Raw genomic sequence first — 15,363 nt, forward strand, 5'->3', positions numbered from 1 at the left:
CCTCCTAGAACTTCAGCGGATAGAATTGGAATTTCACTTCTCCCGTAACAGCTGACTTTTTGATAAAGCCATAGTCGCGGCTATCGCTACTGTTTTGGCGGTTGTCACCCAGTACGAAATAGGAATTCTTCGGTACTTTCTTTACACCTGACACTTCTTTTAATGTAAAGTCTTCCGTAAAGTTGTCGCCTAGACTTTCATATTCCTTAATGCCTTGTTTGAGGTATGGCTCTTTGTACTTCTTCCCATTGATATACAATTGATCATCTTTTACTTTTATTGTATCGCCGGGCAAACCGATAACTCGCTTAATGTAATGGTCATCTTCAACGGGTGAATCAAAAACAATAATATCAAAACGGTCGATATGACTGACCTTACTAATAATAATTTTATTATTGTTATGGTAAGTAGGCTCCATTGACTCACCTTTGACCGTTACAGGAGAAAACAAAAACTGTCTGCATACTACAGCAATAATGACTGCAAGCAATATTGGCCAAACCCATGACAGCAATTCCTTGCCTATATTTCTTTTTTCCATTTTTATCACCTTCTATATGTGCGGCCTTCTTTAATAACTCTATCATATTATGCCACTAGCAAGAAGGAACTGTCATTTAAAAAACAAATTATTCTCCAAATAAATCCTTTTAGCTACATCGGTGTACATGTTACCTAAAATATGGTCATTGTTTCCTTATGTATTGAGCTGTGCTTTTAGTGCCTCTAGCTCCTCATCCGGTATACCTAATACTTGATACACTTTTTTCAATGTTGTTTGTCTTACATTGCGATCTCCACGCTCAATCCGACTAATTGTCTTTTGCGTTACATTTGCTTGCTGTGCTAGCTCTGATTGCGTAAGACCGACAGCCATCCGATATTTAAAGATTAATTCACTACGCTTTACTGCCATCATTGCATCTGGTGAATTTTCTTGTTGTACTACATTTTCATCTTGTGGGTCATATACATTTGAAGTAACCACTAGACCACTCCTTTAAAGAATTATTAGGCTTTCTGTTTCCTTGCCAGTAGTTACTTCCGCTAATTGTTGCATAAACATAGATGAAAAATTCCCTCTTAAAATTATTGTAAGTAACTAATGGAATGATTAAACAAGAATATTGACTATACAACATTAAATTTACAGAAAATTGAAATATAGTTAATATTCTTATAATTTAAGTTGCTCCATTGCATAAACTAACAATGGTGGGTTTTGACTCTATTTATTTGCCATTCATTCTATTGTAATCTAAATTTTCTAAAAGTGTAATAACTTTTATCATATTTTTAGGATAATATTCTAAATGGTTTATTCTTATTTGGGCTGGCGGTCACTTTTTGCCAAAAAAATCATAAGTGCAATCAGGCTGATAATATTGATTAACGTTCCGCCTATAAGCAATACCCATTGCATTTTCATAGGGATATCTCTTGTGACAGCGAACGTAATGCTTAATGAACCGATAGCTATTAATACTACATAAAATGGCAGTCCTTTTAACATGGCTCTCACTTCCTGTTATTTATTTTTTTCATCTTATCATTAGCAATAGGAATCTTCTACCGTTCTGTATATAAAATAATATGCAAAAAGCCTATATTTCCAATAGGCTTTTTTACATTCTTTATGAAAGTTTTCTTTATTGTGCCGCGCGTGTTTCTGAGTAAGATTTTATTTCGTTATAATATTTGTTTAGAGAAGAAGCAGAAACTCCAAACTCCTCCGCTATTTCCTTGATTGTCATTCCAACAGGCTCGAATAGCCCTACCTCGCTACCAAAACGGATGGCACCTGCGGCGATGGCGACGGCTTTTCGGGCTTTTGGCTGAATTTCAACTACATAGTCTTCTACTATATCTACAAGTTCTTCCCATGGACGATTTCGTTCTTCCAAGAATGCTTCTATTTTTAAGAAGACATCTGCTTCGAAATCAGTAAACTCTAAACCGTCAAAGCCATTTTCCCCTAAGCTCTCCCACAATTCAATTGAATGTGCCTTGTAGAACTCTTCTGCACTTTGCTCTTGTTCTTTAAAACTCGTGATCCACGTATCAAATACCTGTTGTTGGTCTTTCGGGAAGAAGATCATGCTTGAAATGGCTAAATAGCTCTCTTCCATTCCAGAACCATCTGGCAAGATAAAGCAGAAAACATGGACATCCAGCGGAACTGGTTTTTCGCCTTCTCTTCTTACTTTTACTTGCTTTCTAGTCAGTATGTCTTCAACAACAATATAGTGGTCCTCTACTCCAACAACTCTAGCTAGAATCATATACGGATGATTCCATGTCTCTAGAACTTCAATTGTTTTAGGTCGAACCATTTCTTTTTTAGTTTTCTCTAAATAACTTGTCCATATATCAGTACGTTCATGGAAAAAGAAATAATCCATTACAATGGCCTCTGTCATCTCCTCAATTAAGTAAGGGGAGAGGCTTTTTTTCCATTCATCCGCCATTTGTATATAAGATTGATAGTCTTTCCTTAACGGATACACATCGTAAAAAGTTTGCAATACACGATCTAATTCCTCTATATAAACATCTTCTACTGTTATAGCCGCTTTTTGCGCACAGCACTTTTTGTATTTCTTTCCGCTCCCGCATGGGCATGGATCATTACGTCCTGGCATTCTTAACACTTCCTTTATCCTGCTCTTACGGCAGCAAGCCTTCGCTAATTATAGCTGGTTTACTGACCGAAGCCTTTATTAAAAATAAAGAGCTTTTTTAGCATATCATTTTTTGATAGCTAGTGAAAGTTTACATAAAATCTATGAATTTTTACTATAAGTGTGTTACTGTTTTTATATGAAAAAATATATCCCGCTCCTTATTCTAATTTTGGCTATCTTTATTTCTTCAAGCCAATCCTATGAGCAGCAAACTATTGTCCCTACCTTGCAAGCATATTTTCCAAATGAACCATTCAGAGGTTTACTATCAAAACTTCACTTCTATTACTATGGGATGGATATCTCTGTAGATACAAGAGGCTACTATTATTTCCTTGAATTCCTATGTCGAAAAGCTGCCCATTTCTTTACATTTGGTGCCATTGGGATTGCTGTATATATTGCTTTACCAAGAAGAAAGTATCGTTTTGTCTTAGCTGTCTTGGCAGCATGCCTTTTAGCGGTGATAGATGAATTTCATCAGTATTTTACATCAGGACGTACCGCTTCCTATCAAGATGTACTCTTAGACACTAGTGGAGCCATTGTCTTATTGCTCATCTGGAATGGCATCTCAATCCTTGTGAAACGACGTGCGAAAAAGAAAGCACATTAAAAGTGACTATGACAAAAAAATAAGGTAATGAAAAAACCGAACTATATGTGATAATTTCACATTTGTTCGGTTTATCTTTTTATTATTTTGTATTCGGTGACAGTCTTCTCGTCACTACGTACCTGTGGGAATTTCAGCTCAAGCTATTCCTACAGAAATCGACGCCTTCTATTTCTATCTTTAAGTTTGTTCTTCTTAGCTTCTAATTCAGCTTATACCAGCATTTCATTAAAACTTGCCGATACATACGTCCAAATCAATAGTTACCTTACTTAATGATTTCTCGTTTATATCTTCCTTTTGATGCCAGCCAAGCGGTGTCATATGGACTAAATCTGGTACGAGTTCTTTTTCAAGCGGCAAGGTTGCTGTGATGCGAGCGACCGTTACTTCTTTGAACTGTTCTTTAAATCGTTCAACCGTTTTGGCATTAGAATATGTCTTTTTATCTTCATCTACAAAGAATTGATCTCTTAATTCTTTCAAATAACCGCTTTGTGGCACGACTTTGACCACGACTCCATCGGGTTTTAGAAGCCTTTGGAACTCACTATAATTAGCAGGCGAAAGGATATTTAAGATACAATCGAAACTTTGGTCTTTAAATGGGCTTTTAGCTAAATCACCCACATACCACATCATTCCACCGTAATTTTTGGCAGCAGCCACTATACCTTCTTTAGCAATATCAATTCCAGCAGCGTGCATTTTGTATGTCCCAGACTGCTCATAAGCTTCTTTTATTTTTACCAGATGGGAGCCTTCACCGCAGCCTGTATCTAATACAGTCAAATCTTTTTCATAAAGATTCAACTGCTCAACGATTGTTTCATACATCAAGTGATAGAGATTTCTATCAATAACCTTTTTTCTTGCATTGAAAAGTTCACTGCCGTACATAGATGGAGCAGGATGAGTCATAAAATTAACGTAGCCTTGCTTTGCCAGATCAAATGTATGGCGATTTTCGCAGATCACGGTGGACTCCTCTGTGACCTTCATCTCTTTTTGACAAAGAGGGCAAGACAATATATCTTGGTGTTTCCGCATATAATTGGCGCTCGCTTCTTTCTTCGTCATTCCCATCAAAACACCTCCCGGCAAATTTTAATATCCCGTGATATAGCTAAGTAATAAGCCTACAGAAGAAAGTAGTCCGTAAAGCGTATTCGTCAAAGCTGTGGACTTCATCGCTAGGCCCAACTTTGGCGGATTAGATTCTGCTTCTTTAAAGCTTTTAATGGCCTTAATAGGTTTTGGTACACTAATCAACACAACCAACAACCAAGGACTGACAATACCACAAAGGATGAGTACGATCATCCAAAGATATGAAACGATAAATGACCAGCCTAATATATTAATTGCTTTTTCACGCCCTGCTAGTATTGCTAACGTTTTTCGTCCGCCTTTTGTGTCTTCTTTGATATCGCGAATATTGTTTGCCATGTTAATACCACCGACTAAAATGCCAAGAGGGACGGAAACTAGAACGCTTGTTAAACTAATATCCCCTGTTTGAATATAGTAAGATATCAATACAAATGCAAAACCCATGCTGAGCCCTGCAAATAATTCACCAAATGGCGTATAAGCAATCGGATAAGGCCCACCTGTATAAAAGTAACCGATTGCCATACCTATAAGACCAATAACAACTAGCCACCAGCTGCTTTCCATACAGATATATACACCTATAACGACAGCTAATGCATATAGTATCAAGGCAAAATTCAATATAGTACTTGGCTTCGTCCCATGACGAACAAGCGCACCACCAATCCCAATTGATTCAGCCGTATCTAAACCACGTTTGAAATCGTAATATTCATTGAATAGGTTTGTAGCAATTTGGAGGCATAAACAGCACACCAACATCGCAATAAATAAAAGCCAATTTATTTTAATATCGAACAGCGCAAGTACTGTCCCTAATATGACTGGTGAAAAAGTAGCTGTTAATGTATGGGGCCGAGTCAGCTGCCACATTAACTTAAATGTGCTAATTTCCTCAATCTGTGAAGAAGTTTGATTCATCGTAAGTCTTCCTTTCTACTTTGTATAACTACTCTATCTTAACTGATTTTTCGCTACTGTGCCAAAAAGGATTGTGGTTTGAATTTGGCTAAATGATTTGTTAGAATAAGGCTAATTAAATAAATGATTGATTTCTAGGGTTCCGCAATGTGATTTGGTCTGGTCCGAGAGAAATCACATAGCAATTGCTATGCCACGGAAGGAGAAAAGCCTGGGAGATTACTGATGTTCGCATCAGTATTCTTCAGGCTTTTTTCCATGAAAGGAGATATTATGCTTAGACATTGGTTAATTGTTTTAATCGCAGTATTGTTTGAAGTAGGTTGGGTTGTCGGCTTGAAACATGCCCACACGCCACTTGCATGGATTGTGACTGTCATTGCTGTTTGTTTTACTTTTTATCTTTTATTAGTAGCAGGCAAATATTTGCCTGTTGGGACTGTTTATACTGTTTTCGCAGGCTTAGGGACAGCAGGCACTGTACTCGTAGGTGCTTTTGTATTTGGTGAATCGCTTAATGCTATAAAAATTGTATTGCTACTTCTTTTAATGGCAGGAGTAATAGGCCTAAAATTGGTCACGCCAGCGTCAACAGAGACGGAGGGTGATTCATAATGGCTTGGGTTGCTATTATATTGGCTGGATTTTGTGAAGTTTTTGGAGTTGCAATGATGAACCGTTTTCAATTAGATCGAAAACTGTCGACGGTTCTGCTCCTAATTATCAGCTTCGGTGTCAGCCTCTTATTATTGTCATATGCCATGAACACTGTTTCGATGGGGATTGCTTATGCCGTCTGGACTGGAATCGGTACAGTTGGTGGCGCCTTGGTTGGCATGATCTTTTTTGGCGAGTCGACCAATTGGCGTCGTATTCTTTTCATCATCATGATTTTGACTGCAGCTGTCGGATTAAAACTAGCTTCTTAATTCTTTTTTGTGCAGAATCTATATTCTGAAAATTTTTTTAGCTATAATAGAGCAAAAGAGGAGATGGGGTTTTGAGATGAAAGTATTCGAAGTTACTACACAAGAAGATTTGCAAAGAGAATTTGATATCCGTCTAAAGGTTTTTGTAGACGAACAAAAGGTGCCAGCGGAGGAAGAACTAGATGATCAAGATCATCTTGGCGGCAACTGCAAACATTTTCTTGTCACTACTGATGACAATATCGCTGTAGGTACAGGACGTGTTCGCTTACTTGAAGACTATGGAAAGATTCAACGTGTTGCCGTATCAAAAGAATACCGTGAACATGGAATCGGGCGCTTAATCATCCAAGCTTGTGAAGACAAAGCGAAAGAACTGGGCGCTAAAAAAGCGAAATTAGATGCACAAGTGCAAGCGCAGGGTTTTTATGAAAAGCTTGGCTACGAAGTTAAATCAGACGTCTTTTTAGATGCAGGTATAGAGCATGTGCTCATGGTTAAACCATTATAGTGAACAAAAGCTGTTCAGGAAGTCAACTAGCTTCCTGGACAGCTTCTTTTTTATCTGTACTTTTTTCCGGCTGTTTTAGTGTATAAAGAATGCCTCCAAATATAAGAATCATGCCAAGCGTTTGCCAGATGGTTGGACTAAAATCCAAAATAGTGATATCAAGCAAAATAGCTACAAGCGGATCTAAAAACACTAAGGCAGACACAATGATGGCTGGAAGGCTACGTAAACTATCAAAGAAGAGATAATATACAAAGCCAGTATGAATGATGCCAGTCCCTAAAATATAAAACCAATTTAAACCGCTCAAACCATTAAAGACTCCAAAATCCATAAACGGCAATAGCATCACAATACCAACAGATGTTTGAATAAACGTTAAAGCATAAGTGCTAAGCTCTTTAATCCCCTTCCCAATAAACATTGTCATCGCATAACAGATGGCTGAAAGAATGGCCCAGACAAATCCCGAATCCATCAACATACTGAATGAAGAAAACTGCTTTGTGCCGACAATCAAAAAGCTTCCTAAAAAGCAGACGATTACTGCTAATACTGCACCAATCGACATTTTTTCCTTTAGAAAAACACTTCCTAAAAGAAGTAAAAAAATGGGCGCTACATTATAGATAGAGATGGCGAGTGAAATGGCCATATCATGGAAGGCTTTAAATAAAAAGACCCAATTCAATACAAGAAATACGCCGCATATAATTGTGTAAAGCATCTCTTTTTTGCTCCATGTTTCGCTTTTGTAACCACCTGTCAAAGCCCAAACTGCGCTTAAAAAAAGAGTCGCAAAAATACACCGGACAAAAACTAGCTCCTCAGCTGGAATACCAGTATGGATTGTAAAAAAACCGACAGATCCAAATATCGCCATAGAAACGGCCATTTTTACTGCAGCAGATTTATTCAACTTATCTCTCCTCTCTCAATTAACTGAATGTTATAATAACTATACTACTAATTTTATAGTTCGTACGCAAAAAAAGAAGCTGCTTCCTCAGCAGCTTCTTCCTATCAGAAGAATAAGGCGCTCAATCGTCCTACTCTCTATTTTCCATTTCACCTGGCAATAATAGTACACCTATACCGAACGCTATAATGCCGGTGTACAACATATATTTAAATAGATTAGCTTCAACAATACCAAGCGGATGTGCCAGCCCAATAATCAATAAGAGCAGGCCAGCATAAAACAGTAAATATCTCATTGGGTAAAGCCTCCTTACTTGTGGCGAAAAGTGTATCCTTGCGCTTTATACGTTTTCTTCACTTAATATGCCCAAAATTTCAGATGCTTATATATACCCTATTATTATCATTTTGAAACTTTCTTATTTAGTCAGATGATAAGGTACTGAAATAATCACTACATTTCGTTTATACAAAAGCCATGTTCGGATCAATAGGCTAGACTGGTTGTGCAATATATTTTGCCACCCTTTTTTCGGTATGAACTGTGGAATAATAATCGACACTTGTCGGTTTTCACAATTAGCCTTATGTTCAATTTTATCAATGGCTTTCGTTAACGGGGAAACGATGCTCCGATATGGTGAATAAAGAGCTAAAAGCTTAACATCCGGAAATCTACTTTCCCATTTTTTCTCAAACGCATGCAATTCTTCTTTATCAAATGCTACATAAATAGCAATTAACAGATCTGGAGACAATGACTTTGCGTAGCTGATAGAATGTTCTACTACCTTACTAATGCCTCCAACCGGCACTAAAATAACATTTCCATCAATACGTGGAAGTTCATTTGTTAATTTATTTACGCGTAATTGTTCGCCAACTAAATCATAATGATTTTTAATCCTATGGAAAATATAAATCAATGTTGGCAAAAAGATGAGCACTGGCCACACATGATCAAACTTCGTTAAGAAGAAAATCGCCGCAACAACAAATGAAATAAAGGCGCCGACTGTATTGATCAAAAACTTCCCTTGCCATCCTTTAGGCCTTTCTCGCCACCATTTCACCATCATACCTGTTTGCGCCAATGTGAACGGTATGAACACGCCGACTGCATATAAAGGGATCAATTTTTCTGTAGATCCTTGTGTAACAAGAATAAGTAACATGGCAAATACGCCCAGCATAATGATGCCGTTTGAATAGCCTAAACGGTCACCTCTTACTTGAAACATTCTTGGAATGTATTTGTCTTTCGAAAGATTGACCGCTAATAGCGGAAAAGCTGAGAAGCCTGTATTAGCCGCTAATACTAAAATGAGCGCTGTAATTCCTTGGATAAAGAAATAAAGCCATGACCGTCCAAAAACGTCTCTTGTCATTTGGGATACAACAGTTTCCTTTGGATCCGGCGCAATCCCTAGATAATAAGCCAAGAAAACAATCCCGGCAAACAGCACAGCCAACAATCCGCCCATAACCAATAAAGTTTTGGCTGCATTGACAGGAGCAGGCTTTTTAAAATTAGGAATCGCGTTTGAAATGGCTTCAACTCCTGTAAGAGCGGAACTACCTGAAGCAAAAGCCTTCAGCAGTATAAATAAGCTGACTCCCGCAACTGGCGTACCAATTGCCGCATGGAGATTAGGCGAAAATTGCCCAGTCAAGATTTTATAAATACCTGTGACAATTAGTATAATAAGGGCTGCAACAAAGAGATACACAGGATATGCAAGGATTGAAGCAGATTCTGTTACTCCTCGCAGGTTGATGATTGTCAAAAACAAAAGAAATAGTATGGCGATTTCTATATTATATTCATGCAAGCTTGGAAATGCCGATGTAATAGCATCTGTTCCTGCAGATACACTTACCGCTACTGTCAGAATATAATCGACCAATAATGAACCGCCAGATATAAGGCCCGCAGTTATCCCTAGGTTTTCCTTAGAAACAATATAGGCCCCCCCACCATGCGGATAGGCAAAAATGACTTGCCTGTATGATAAAATAAGCGCCACTAACAGAACCACGACAAACACGGCAATTGGGATGGAGTACCAAAACGCTGCTGCCCCCAATGCCATTAGAACAATTAATATTTGTTCAGGCCCATAAGCAACAGAAGATAGCGCATCTGATGACAAAATAGCGAGCGCCTTTGTTTTACTCAGTTTTTGCTCACCTAGCTCTGTTGATTTTAGTGGTTTGCCAATTAACATTCGTTTTACTGAAATTCTCAATAAAAACACCTACTTTGGATGCGTATCGCTTCATAACGTTGTTTTATAAGCAGGCAGAAATAACCTGCAGGAGCATAAATTCCTTGTAGATATTATGCAGCCATGCAAGCCTCAGTTTCTCTTTTTTTAAGATGGCCGACCTAAGCTAAAAAAGCTTTACAATGAGTTTCGCCGCTCTATAAAAGCATCTCTTTAGCTCGTAGCCTGACAATCAAATTATGAAGCGTGCCGTAATATTACTCCCATTTTTATTAAAAGTAAATAGGTTATTTTGAAGAAAAAAAAGAGACTCATTTGTATGAGCCTCCCCTTTATTTCTAGTCTTTTTTCACTGATGTAGCGGTTTTCAACATATCCATTGAATCTTCTATTCTTTCTAATGAATACACGACACCATTATTTTGCCATTTTACAAAGTTACCTGATGACTTTTTGGCAGATAGGTGAATCATACCGTGGTCTTTAGGTGCTGGCAACGTATTGTCTTCTAAATAATTTACTGCTTGCTTTGCAAGTTCAAGTCCATCTTTTGGCTTGTCTGTTGTCGTACGAGCAGCAAGTGACCATCTACCTTCATTCCAACCAATCCACAATGAACCTGCACCTGCATCTTGATAGCCTGTAATGTTATGTCCTAGATCTACTTTTTCCCCACCGGCTTTACTGTACTCTTCAAAACCGATTTGGTCGGAAGCCTCGTCAGTGCTCGCATATTGATGTCCTGTAAATTTCGCAATCACATCGTCTTTACTTAACTTTTTGACAGATTCATCATTAATCGGTACTTCTTTGTCCGTTTGGTAATAGACAACTGAGTAATTATTGTTATTTGATTGCACTTTTGCAGTCAAATATTTACCGCCTTCTACTGGTAAATCAGTTGGCAGCATCACTGGTAAGTTTGTTTTTATTTGTTTCCGGATGGATTCAACCACTGTACTATTTGTTTTGTCTACTTCATTTCCCGTTTTAGACGTACTTGAAGAAGAATCATCGCTCGATTTATTGCCTTGCCCTTCTACCTTATTCGCCTTTTCCATATCCGCCTCAGGCTCTGTGCCACCTAATGTGTTTGTGCTACCTGTTTCATTTGTTTTTTTGTCATTGTCACTTTTTTCTACTTGTCCTGTTTTTTGATTATCTTCATCATTATTTCGGTGATCTGCACTCTTGTCAGTATTGCTTGAACATGCCGTCAGCAAGCCAACAGCGACAAAACAGCTTAAAATTTTTGCAGAATATTTCATGTTGGCATCTCTCCTTTTTTGTCTCATTATATCACTTCCCATTTTTGTTAAATCTAAACGTAGCCTTGTCTCCTGCTTCCAATAAAAAAAGCCGTCATAGGACAGCTCTATACTTTCGGAATTTCCCTCGTAGCTATTAAAAAAATGACAGCAGATAAGACGAAAAGGATGAATGGTTTAATAGCGACATCCAAGCCTTGTCCAACAATTAAATGTGTGGAAACGGCACCTGCCATCAATGCAGCCAAGATACAGCTAGAAATTGGCACAAAACCTTTTTTCCAGAAGCCAAGCAATAGGCCTACCCCTGAAGTTGCTTCGAGTGCACCCACGCCGTACATGATTACTTTTCCGTAGCCAAATACTTCCGTAAAGTTTGAAACATGCATGGAATGTGCGGTCAGCTTCAAATAGCCAAAATACATAAAGCCAACAGACAAGAGCAATTGAATAACATGTGCTGAATATTTTCTAAGCATTAAAAATCCCCCTACTATATATTCATTATTACTATATATAGGCGAGGGATCTTTTTTAGAATCTATAAAGGCAAATTTATGCTGTTTTAAACGTTATACGTATAATTTCATCCATTCGATGAAGTTTTCGATAACAGAATCTAAAAACTTCACTGTACTCTCATCAGTTAAGTTTCCATTGCTATCGAATTTATTGTGTGCTGCTCCCACATATACTTCATTTCGTTGAAGAACTGGAGAACCTAAGCCTGGGGCAAATAAAATATCGCGGAGATGTCCTTGCGCTTTAACTGTGCCCAAGTTGCCCATAGAAGCACCCATAATAAGAGATGGTTTACCAATCATTACTTGGTCAACACGAGATAACCAGTCAATCGCATTACCAAGTACACCTGGAATAGAAGCATTATACTCAGGAGTTACCCAAAGAACAGCATCTGCTTCTTTTACTTTTTGTTTAAAATCAATCACCGATTGTGGTGGCTCATTTTCTGTATCTTGATTGTACATTGGGATATCATTTAAACGTAAAATTTCTAAATCAAATTGGTTAGAATATTTTTTCTCGATATATTGTGCCAACATTAAATTATAAGACTCTTTTCGAATACTTCCGACAATTGCTACGACTTTCACTTTAATTCCTCCTCTAAACTCTTTTCATTATTTTCCTTCTTTATATTACCCATTAATTCTGATATTGTCACAAACTTGAACCCTTTTTTCTGCAATTTATTTAAGATGACCTCAAGAGACTGAATAGTTTGCTTCCGATTCCCGCCTCCATCATGGAATAGTACAACATCGCCTGGTCTCGCTCCATTTAATACTTTTTTAGTAATTTTGTTAACGCCAGGATTTTTCCAATCTTGTGTATCTAGATGCCATGACCATATCACGACTTTATAGCCTTCTTTTTGTGCTATCCGTATCATTTGGTCATTGTAATTGCCGCCAACCGGTCGAAAAAGACTTGGTGTAAACCCGGTGATATTGTGTATTATTTCATTCGTTTGGTTCAATTCTTCCACTAATGTCTTGCTATTGACCTTATACGGATGTGAATAAGTATGGTTTGCTAATTCGTGGCCTTCAGAGTATTGACGCTTAATAATATCTGGGTGCTTTTCTGCGCTTTTGCCCAGCACAAAAAAAGTGGCCTTCGCATTATATTTTGACAACACATCTAAAATCTCCGGCGTGTATGTTGGATCTGGCCCATCATCAAAAGTTAATGCAATCATTTTTTCATCTGTTTTCACATCCCACAGTACTTGTCCTGTTTGCTCATAGTATTGCCGTCCCTTATTTTCCGCTTTGCTTAAGGTAGCGTAACCAATGGAGATGACTAGAACACAAACAGCAATCCATATTAATTTATTCCTTGTCACATCATCACCTCCAAAGCGTTTATTATTACTATTTACAAATAGCGATAATTTATGCCTCATAAAAAAGACATAGAAAATTAACTTCAAATAAGTTTAATGCAGTTTTTTTTATGTAAAAAAGGGAACACTTTATATTAAGTAATCATGCGTTTTAGGAGGATGAATTTACAGATGCCAAATGAAAATACTTTACCCAAAGAAGAAGGCGTTGATCACACTCTCAGTTTATTAAAAGAAGGCTATTTATTTTTAGCAAATCGCCGTAATACGCTGAATTCCAAAGTTTTTGAGACGCGAGTACTTGGAAAAAAGGCAATTTGTCTAAGTGGCAAAGAAGCAGCAGAATTATTCTACGATAATAAAAAATTTATTCGTCACGGCGTCGTACCCGAACGGGTTATTCAAACCCTATTTGGAAAAGGCGGTGTACAAGGACTTGATGGTGAAGAACATACACATCGAAAAAAAATGTTTATGTCCGTTATGACAAAGGAACGGCTACAACAGCTTGCAGATATCACCGGCCAGCAATTCGCTATGGCTGTAGACAAATGGCGAAGCCAAGAACAGGTCGTTTTATTTGAAGAAATGCAATTACTTCTGACCAAAGTTGCATGTGAGTGGGCAGGTGTACCTCTATCAAAAGACCAAATACAAAAGCTTTCGAAAGATTTAACATCTTTATTTGAGACACCAGCGGTAGTAGGTCCTCGTAATTGGGGTGGCAGAATGTCACGTAATAGAATTGAAAAATCACTCATTGAGTTAGTAGAGGCTATTCGGGAAGAAAAGGTGACCGTTTCAGCGGATTCTATTTTATCGATTTTTGCTACACATCGTGATTTAGATAATCACTTATTGGATAAGCATGTGGTTGCGGTCGAAATATTAAACATCTTGCGCCCAATTGTAGCTGTTTCTATTTTTGTAAACTTTTTAGCTCTAGCTCTGCACAATTATCCAGAAGACCGAAAAAAACTTGAAACAGGTGATCCAGCGTATGCGCAAATGTTCATTCAAGAAGTAAGACGCTTTTATCCTTTCTTCCCGTTCACAGGAGCCACAACAAAAGAAAGCTTTACGTGGAAGGGGTATGACTTTGAAGAAGGTACACTTACCCTATTAGATTTATATGGAACAAACCATGATCCTGATGAGTGGGAAAATCCTGATAAGTTCTTACCTGAACGATTTAAAGATTGGAAGGAAAGTCCTTTTTCTTTTATTCCACAAGGTGGCGGTGATTTTGTAATGGGGCATCGCTGTGCTGGTGAATGGGCAACGGTAGAGATTTTGAAGGTCTGCCTTGATTATCTAGTAAACAAATTAACATATACAATGCCCCCACAAGATTTAAGCTATAGTATGTCAGACATTCCGAGCATTCCTAAGAGCAAAATTATTCTTACGAATGTGGAACCTAAAAAAGGGTAATTTTTTCTCTACATTAAAAAAGGCCTCCATATGGGGGCTTTTTTTCATTAGGCAGGCTGTAAACTTGGCACACTTTGAAGTTTTTGAAAGTGTTCCAAATCTTCCTGATATAATTTGCGATAAGTAGATAAACTATGTTCTTTTATTAGATGAAAGCTTTCTTCCTCAACAAGTTGATAAAGACGATTTAGCTTTTCTGCGTTCTCCCATGCTGTTTCTTCAAATACTATATTCATTTCGTGCTCTTCTATAAGCACACTCATTAATGTTTGGTCAGCATAAAACTCATCAAAAGTATGGCTTTCCTTTAAGTCAAAAATCTCAAAAGTTCTAGTCAACGATGCTAGCAAAGCATCCCTGTCCATAGCATGGCCGAGTTCATGAATCGTAATGGCTTTTACATATTCTTCAATTGAAACTCTATGTGTTAGTTCGTCATTTGCCTTCAACAAACGAGATGGATCAAAACTAACATAATCTCCAATAAAATTATAGCTCATATTAATTCCTGATTGATCTTCTCTAAGTTCTTTTCCTATATTAACGACTTCCATAATTGATTGAATAAGTTCTTGAAAATGTTGTGATGTGTACTGTGCTTGCATAATGCATTAACTCCTCAAAATGTTCGTTCGCAAGAAATGGGCCAAGCCCGTCAATAAAAATCAAACTTGATATAATATATACGAAGTAATATGTAAATTCAAGGGAAAATATTCATCACAATAAAAAAAATCATTCTAAATATTAAAAAATACTATTTTTGACACAAAAAAAGAGTGTTTGTGAGGATTAAATCCTCACAAACACTCTTACCTAGTAATTTTCACTTTTGTGTGCTAAAATAAATACACCTAGTAAT

At 37.5% G+C, this 15,363-nt stretch carries 19 protein-coding genes and 1 riboswitch; of the genes, 5 read left to right on the top strand and 14 right to left on the bottom strand.

Annotation, left to right across the window (positions count from 1 at the left end):
• Positions 1–4: 4 nt before the first annotated feature.
• The 4 genes from lepB to AC6CHJ_RS14985 form a co-directional block, all read right to left on the bottom strand.
• Positions 5–544 (bottom strand): signal peptidase I, encoded by a 540-nt coding sequence (gene lepB / locus AC6CHJ_RS14970; RefSeq protein ID WP_066790420.1) that lies wholly within the window; start codon positions 542–544, stop codon positions 5–7.
• Between the two features lie 156 nt (positions 545–700).
• A complete protein-coding gene (locus AC6CHJ_RS14975) occupies positions 701–991 on the bottom strand; it encodes a helix-turn-helix transcriptional regulator (RefSeq protein WP_066790422.1) in 291 nt (96 codons plus the stop codon).
• A gap of 336 nt (positions 992–1,327) precedes the next feature.
• The gene (locus tag AC6CHJ_RS14980; protein ID WP_066790425.1) at positions 1,328–1,516 is read right to left on the bottom strand and encodes a hypothetical protein; all 189 of its coding nucleotides are present in this window, start codon (positions 1,514–1,516) and stop codon (positions 1,328–1,330) included.
• A 136-nt stretch (positions 1,517–1,652) separates the two neighbouring features.
• Positions 1,653–2,645, bottom strand: coding sequence for a YecA family protein (locus tag AC6CHJ_RS14985; protein WP_498289166.1), 993 nt, complete (start codon positions 2,643–2,645; stop codon positions 1,653–1,655).
• 178 nt (positions 2,646–2,823) lie between these two features.
• Here AC6CHJ_RS14985 and AC6CHJ_RS14990 point away from each other — a divergent pair, with 178 nt between their 5' ends.
• The gene (locus AC6CHJ_RS14990) at positions 2,824–3,303 is read left to right on the top strand and encodes a VanZ family protein (protein ID WP_147197012.1); all 480 of its coding nucleotides are present in this window, start codon (positions 2,824–2,826) and stop codon (positions 3,301–3,303) included.
• A gap of 228 nt (positions 3,304–3,531) precedes the next feature.
• Here AC6CHJ_RS14990 and AC6CHJ_RS14995 read toward each other — a convergent pair whose 3' ends face one another.
• Together AC6CHJ_RS14995 and AC6CHJ_RS15000 are read right to left on the bottom strand one after the other, a co-directional pair.
• Positions 3,532–4,389: a putative RNA methyltransferase gene (locus tag AC6CHJ_RS14995; protein ID WP_147197010.1), complete on the bottom strand. Its 858-nt coding sequence runs from the start codon at positions 4,387–4,389 to the stop codon at positions 3,532–3,534.
• A gap of 21 nt (positions 4,390–4,410) precedes the next feature.
• Entirely contained in the window at positions 4,411–5,340 is a 930-nt protein-coding gene (locus AC6CHJ_RS15000; protein ID WP_147197008.1) for a 1,4-dihydroxy-2-naphthoate polyprenyltransferase, read from the bottom strand.
• Between the two features lie 123 nt (positions 5,341–5,463).
• A riboswitch (guanidine-I (ykkC/yxkD leader) is annotated at positions 5,464–5,560 on the top strand.
• 53 nt (positions 5,561–5,613) lie between these two features.
• On the opposite strand from AC6CHJ_RS15000, the gene AC6CHJ_RS15005 reads away from it, so the two are divergent.
• From AC6CHJ_RS15005 to AC6CHJ_RS15015, 3 genes are all read left to right on the top strand, one after another.
• Positions 5,614–5,955 (top strand): DMT family transporter, encoded by a 342-nt coding sequence (locus AC6CHJ_RS15005; RefSeq protein ID WP_147197006.1) that lies wholly within the window; start codon positions 5,614–5,616, stop codon positions 5,953–5,955.
• The gene (locus tag AC6CHJ_RS15010; protein ID WP_147197004.1) at positions 5,955–6,269 is read left to right on the top strand and encodes a DMT family transporter; all 315 of its coding nucleotides are present in this window, start codon (positions 5,955–5,957) and stop codon (positions 6,267–6,269) included. The genes AC6CHJ_RS15005 and AC6CHJ_RS15010 overlap by 1 nt, the downstream gene beginning before the upstream one ends.
• A 76-nt stretch (positions 6,270–6,345) precedes the next feature.
• Positions 6,346–6,780, top strand: a complete 435-nt coding sequence (locus AC6CHJ_RS15015) for a GNAT family N-acetyltransferase (RefSeq protein ID WP_147197002.1) — start codon at positions 6,346–6,348, stop codon at positions 6,778–6,780.
• A 22-nt stretch (positions 6,781–6,802) separates the two neighbouring features.
• Here the strand turns inward: AC6CHJ_RS15015 and AC6CHJ_RS15020 are convergent, their stop codons facing one another.
• The 7 genes from AC6CHJ_RS15020 to AC6CHJ_RS15050 all read right to left on the bottom strand — a co-directional run bounded on the left by AC6CHJ_RS15020 (position 6,803) and on the right by AC6CHJ_RS15050 (position 13,067).
• Positions 6,803–7,699, bottom strand: coding sequence for a DMT family transporter (locus tag AC6CHJ_RS15020; protein WP_392996703.1), 897 nt, complete (start codon positions 7,697–7,699; stop codon positions 6,803–6,805).
• Positions 7,700–7,829: 130 nt separating this feature from the next.
• Entirely contained in the window at positions 7,830–7,997 is a 168-nt protein-coding gene (locus tag AC6CHJ_RS15025; protein WP_158512605.1) for a hypothetical protein, read from the bottom strand.
• Positions 7,998–8,120: 123 nt separating this feature from the next.
• A complete protein-coding gene (gene kimA, locus AC6CHJ_RS15030) occupies positions 8,121–9,929 on the bottom strand; it encodes a potassium transporter KimA (protein WP_371859448.1) in 1,809 nt (602 codons plus the stop codon).
• Between the two features lie 338 nt (positions 9,930–10,267).
• Positions 10,268–11,197, bottom strand: coding sequence for a hypothetical protein (locus tag AC6CHJ_RS15035; RefSeq protein WP_498289167.1), 930 nt, complete (start codon positions 11,195–11,197; stop codon positions 10,268–10,270).
• Positions 11,198–11,304: 107 nt separating this feature from the next.
• A complete protein-coding gene (locus AC6CHJ_RS15040) occupies positions 11,305–11,676 on the bottom strand; it encodes a DoxX family protein (protein ID WP_147196994.1) in 372 nt (123 codons plus the stop codon).
• A gap of 93 nt (positions 11,677–11,769) precedes the next feature.
• Positions 11,770–12,312, bottom strand: a complete 543-nt coding sequence (locus AC6CHJ_RS15045; RefSeq protein WP_147196992.1) for an NADPH-dependent FMN reductase — start codon at positions 12,310–12,312, stop codon at positions 11,770–11,772.
• A complete protein-coding gene (locus AC6CHJ_RS15050) occupies positions 12,309–13,067 on the bottom strand; it encodes a polysaccharide deacetylase family protein (RefSeq protein ID WP_249774971.1) in 759 nt (252 codons plus the stop codon). The genes AC6CHJ_RS15045 and AC6CHJ_RS15050 overlap by 4 nt, the downstream gene beginning before the upstream one ends.
• 171 nt (positions 13,068–13,238) lie before the next feature.
• On the opposite strand from AC6CHJ_RS15050, the gene cypC reads away from it, so the two are divergent.
• Positions 13,239–14,501, top strand: coding sequence for a CYP152 family fatty-acid peroxygenase CypC (cypC, locus tag AC6CHJ_RS15055; RefSeq protein ID WP_498289169.1), 1,263 nt, complete (start codon positions 13,239–13,241; stop codon positions 14,499–14,501).
• 47 nt (positions 14,502–14,548) lie between these two features.
• On the opposite strand, the gene AC6CHJ_RS15060 is transcribed toward cypC, so the two are convergent.
• Positions 14,549–15,106, bottom strand: coding sequence for an integrase (locus tag AC6CHJ_RS15060; RefSeq protein WP_498289170.1), 558 nt, complete (start codon positions 15,104–15,106; stop codon positions 14,549–14,551).
• Positions 15,107–15,363 lie beyond the last annotated feature (257 nt).

This window comes from Rummeliibacillus sp. GQ308 (assembly GCF_059759115.1).

Coding starts and splice junctions, on each gene's coding strand:
- AC6CHJ_RS14985 (WP_498289166.1), bottom strand. CDS start 2,645: ATGCCAGGACGTAATGATCCATGCCCATGCGGGAGCGGAAAGAAATAC.
- AC6CHJ_RS15035 (WP_498289167.1), bottom strand. CDS start 11,197: ATGAAATATTCTGCAAAAATTTTAAGCTGTTTTGTCGCTGTTGGCTTG.
- kimA (WP_371859448.1), bottom strand. CDS start 9,929: ATGTTAATTGGCAAACCACTAAAATCAACAGAGCTAGGTGAGCAAAAA.
- AC6CHJ_RS14990 (WP_147197012.1), top strand. CDS start 2,824: ATGAAAAAATATATCCCGCTCCTTATTCTAATTTTGGCTATCTTTATT.
- AC6CHJ_RS15040 (WP_147196994.1), bottom strand. CDS start 11,676: ATGCTTAGAAAATATTCAGCACATGTTATTCAATTGCTCTTGTCTGTT.
- AC6CHJ_RS15060 (WP_498289170.1), bottom strand. CDS start 15,106: ATGCAAGCACAGTACACATCACAACATTTTCAAGAACTTATTCAATCA.
- AC6CHJ_RS15010 (WP_147197004.1), top strand. CDS start 5,955: ATGGCTTGGGTTGCTATTATATTGGCTGGATTTTGTGAAGTTTTTGGA.
- AC6CHJ_RS15005 (WP_147197006.1), top strand. CDS start 5,614: ATGCTTAGACATTGGTTAATTGTTTTAATCGCAGTATTGTTTGAAGTA.
- lepB (WP_066790420.1), bottom strand. CDS start 544: ATGGAAAAAAGAAATATAGGCAAGGAATTGCTGTCATGGGTTTGGCCA.
- AC6CHJ_RS15000 (WP_147197008.1), bottom strand. CDS start 5,340: ATGAATCAAACTTCTTCACAGATTGAGGAAATTAGCACATTTAAGTTA.
- AC6CHJ_RS15025 (WP_158512605.1), bottom strand. CDS start 7,997: ATGAGATATTTACTGTTTTATGCTGGCCTGCTCTTATTGATTATTGGG.
- cypC (WP_498289169.1), top strand. CDS start 13,239: ATGCCAAATGAAAATACTTTACCCAAAGAAGAAGGCGTTGATCACACT.
- AC6CHJ_RS15015 (WP_147197002.1), top strand. CDS start 6,346: ATGAAAGTATTCGAAGTTACTACACAAGAAGATTTGCAAAGAGAATTT.
- AC6CHJ_RS14980 (WP_066790425.1), bottom strand. CDS start 1,516: ATGTTAAAAGGACTGCCATTTTATGTAGTATTAATAGCTATCGGTTCA.
- AC6CHJ_RS14995 (WP_147197010.1), bottom strand. CDS start 4,389: ATGGGAATGACGAAGAAAGAAGCGAGCGCCAATTATATGCGGAAACAC.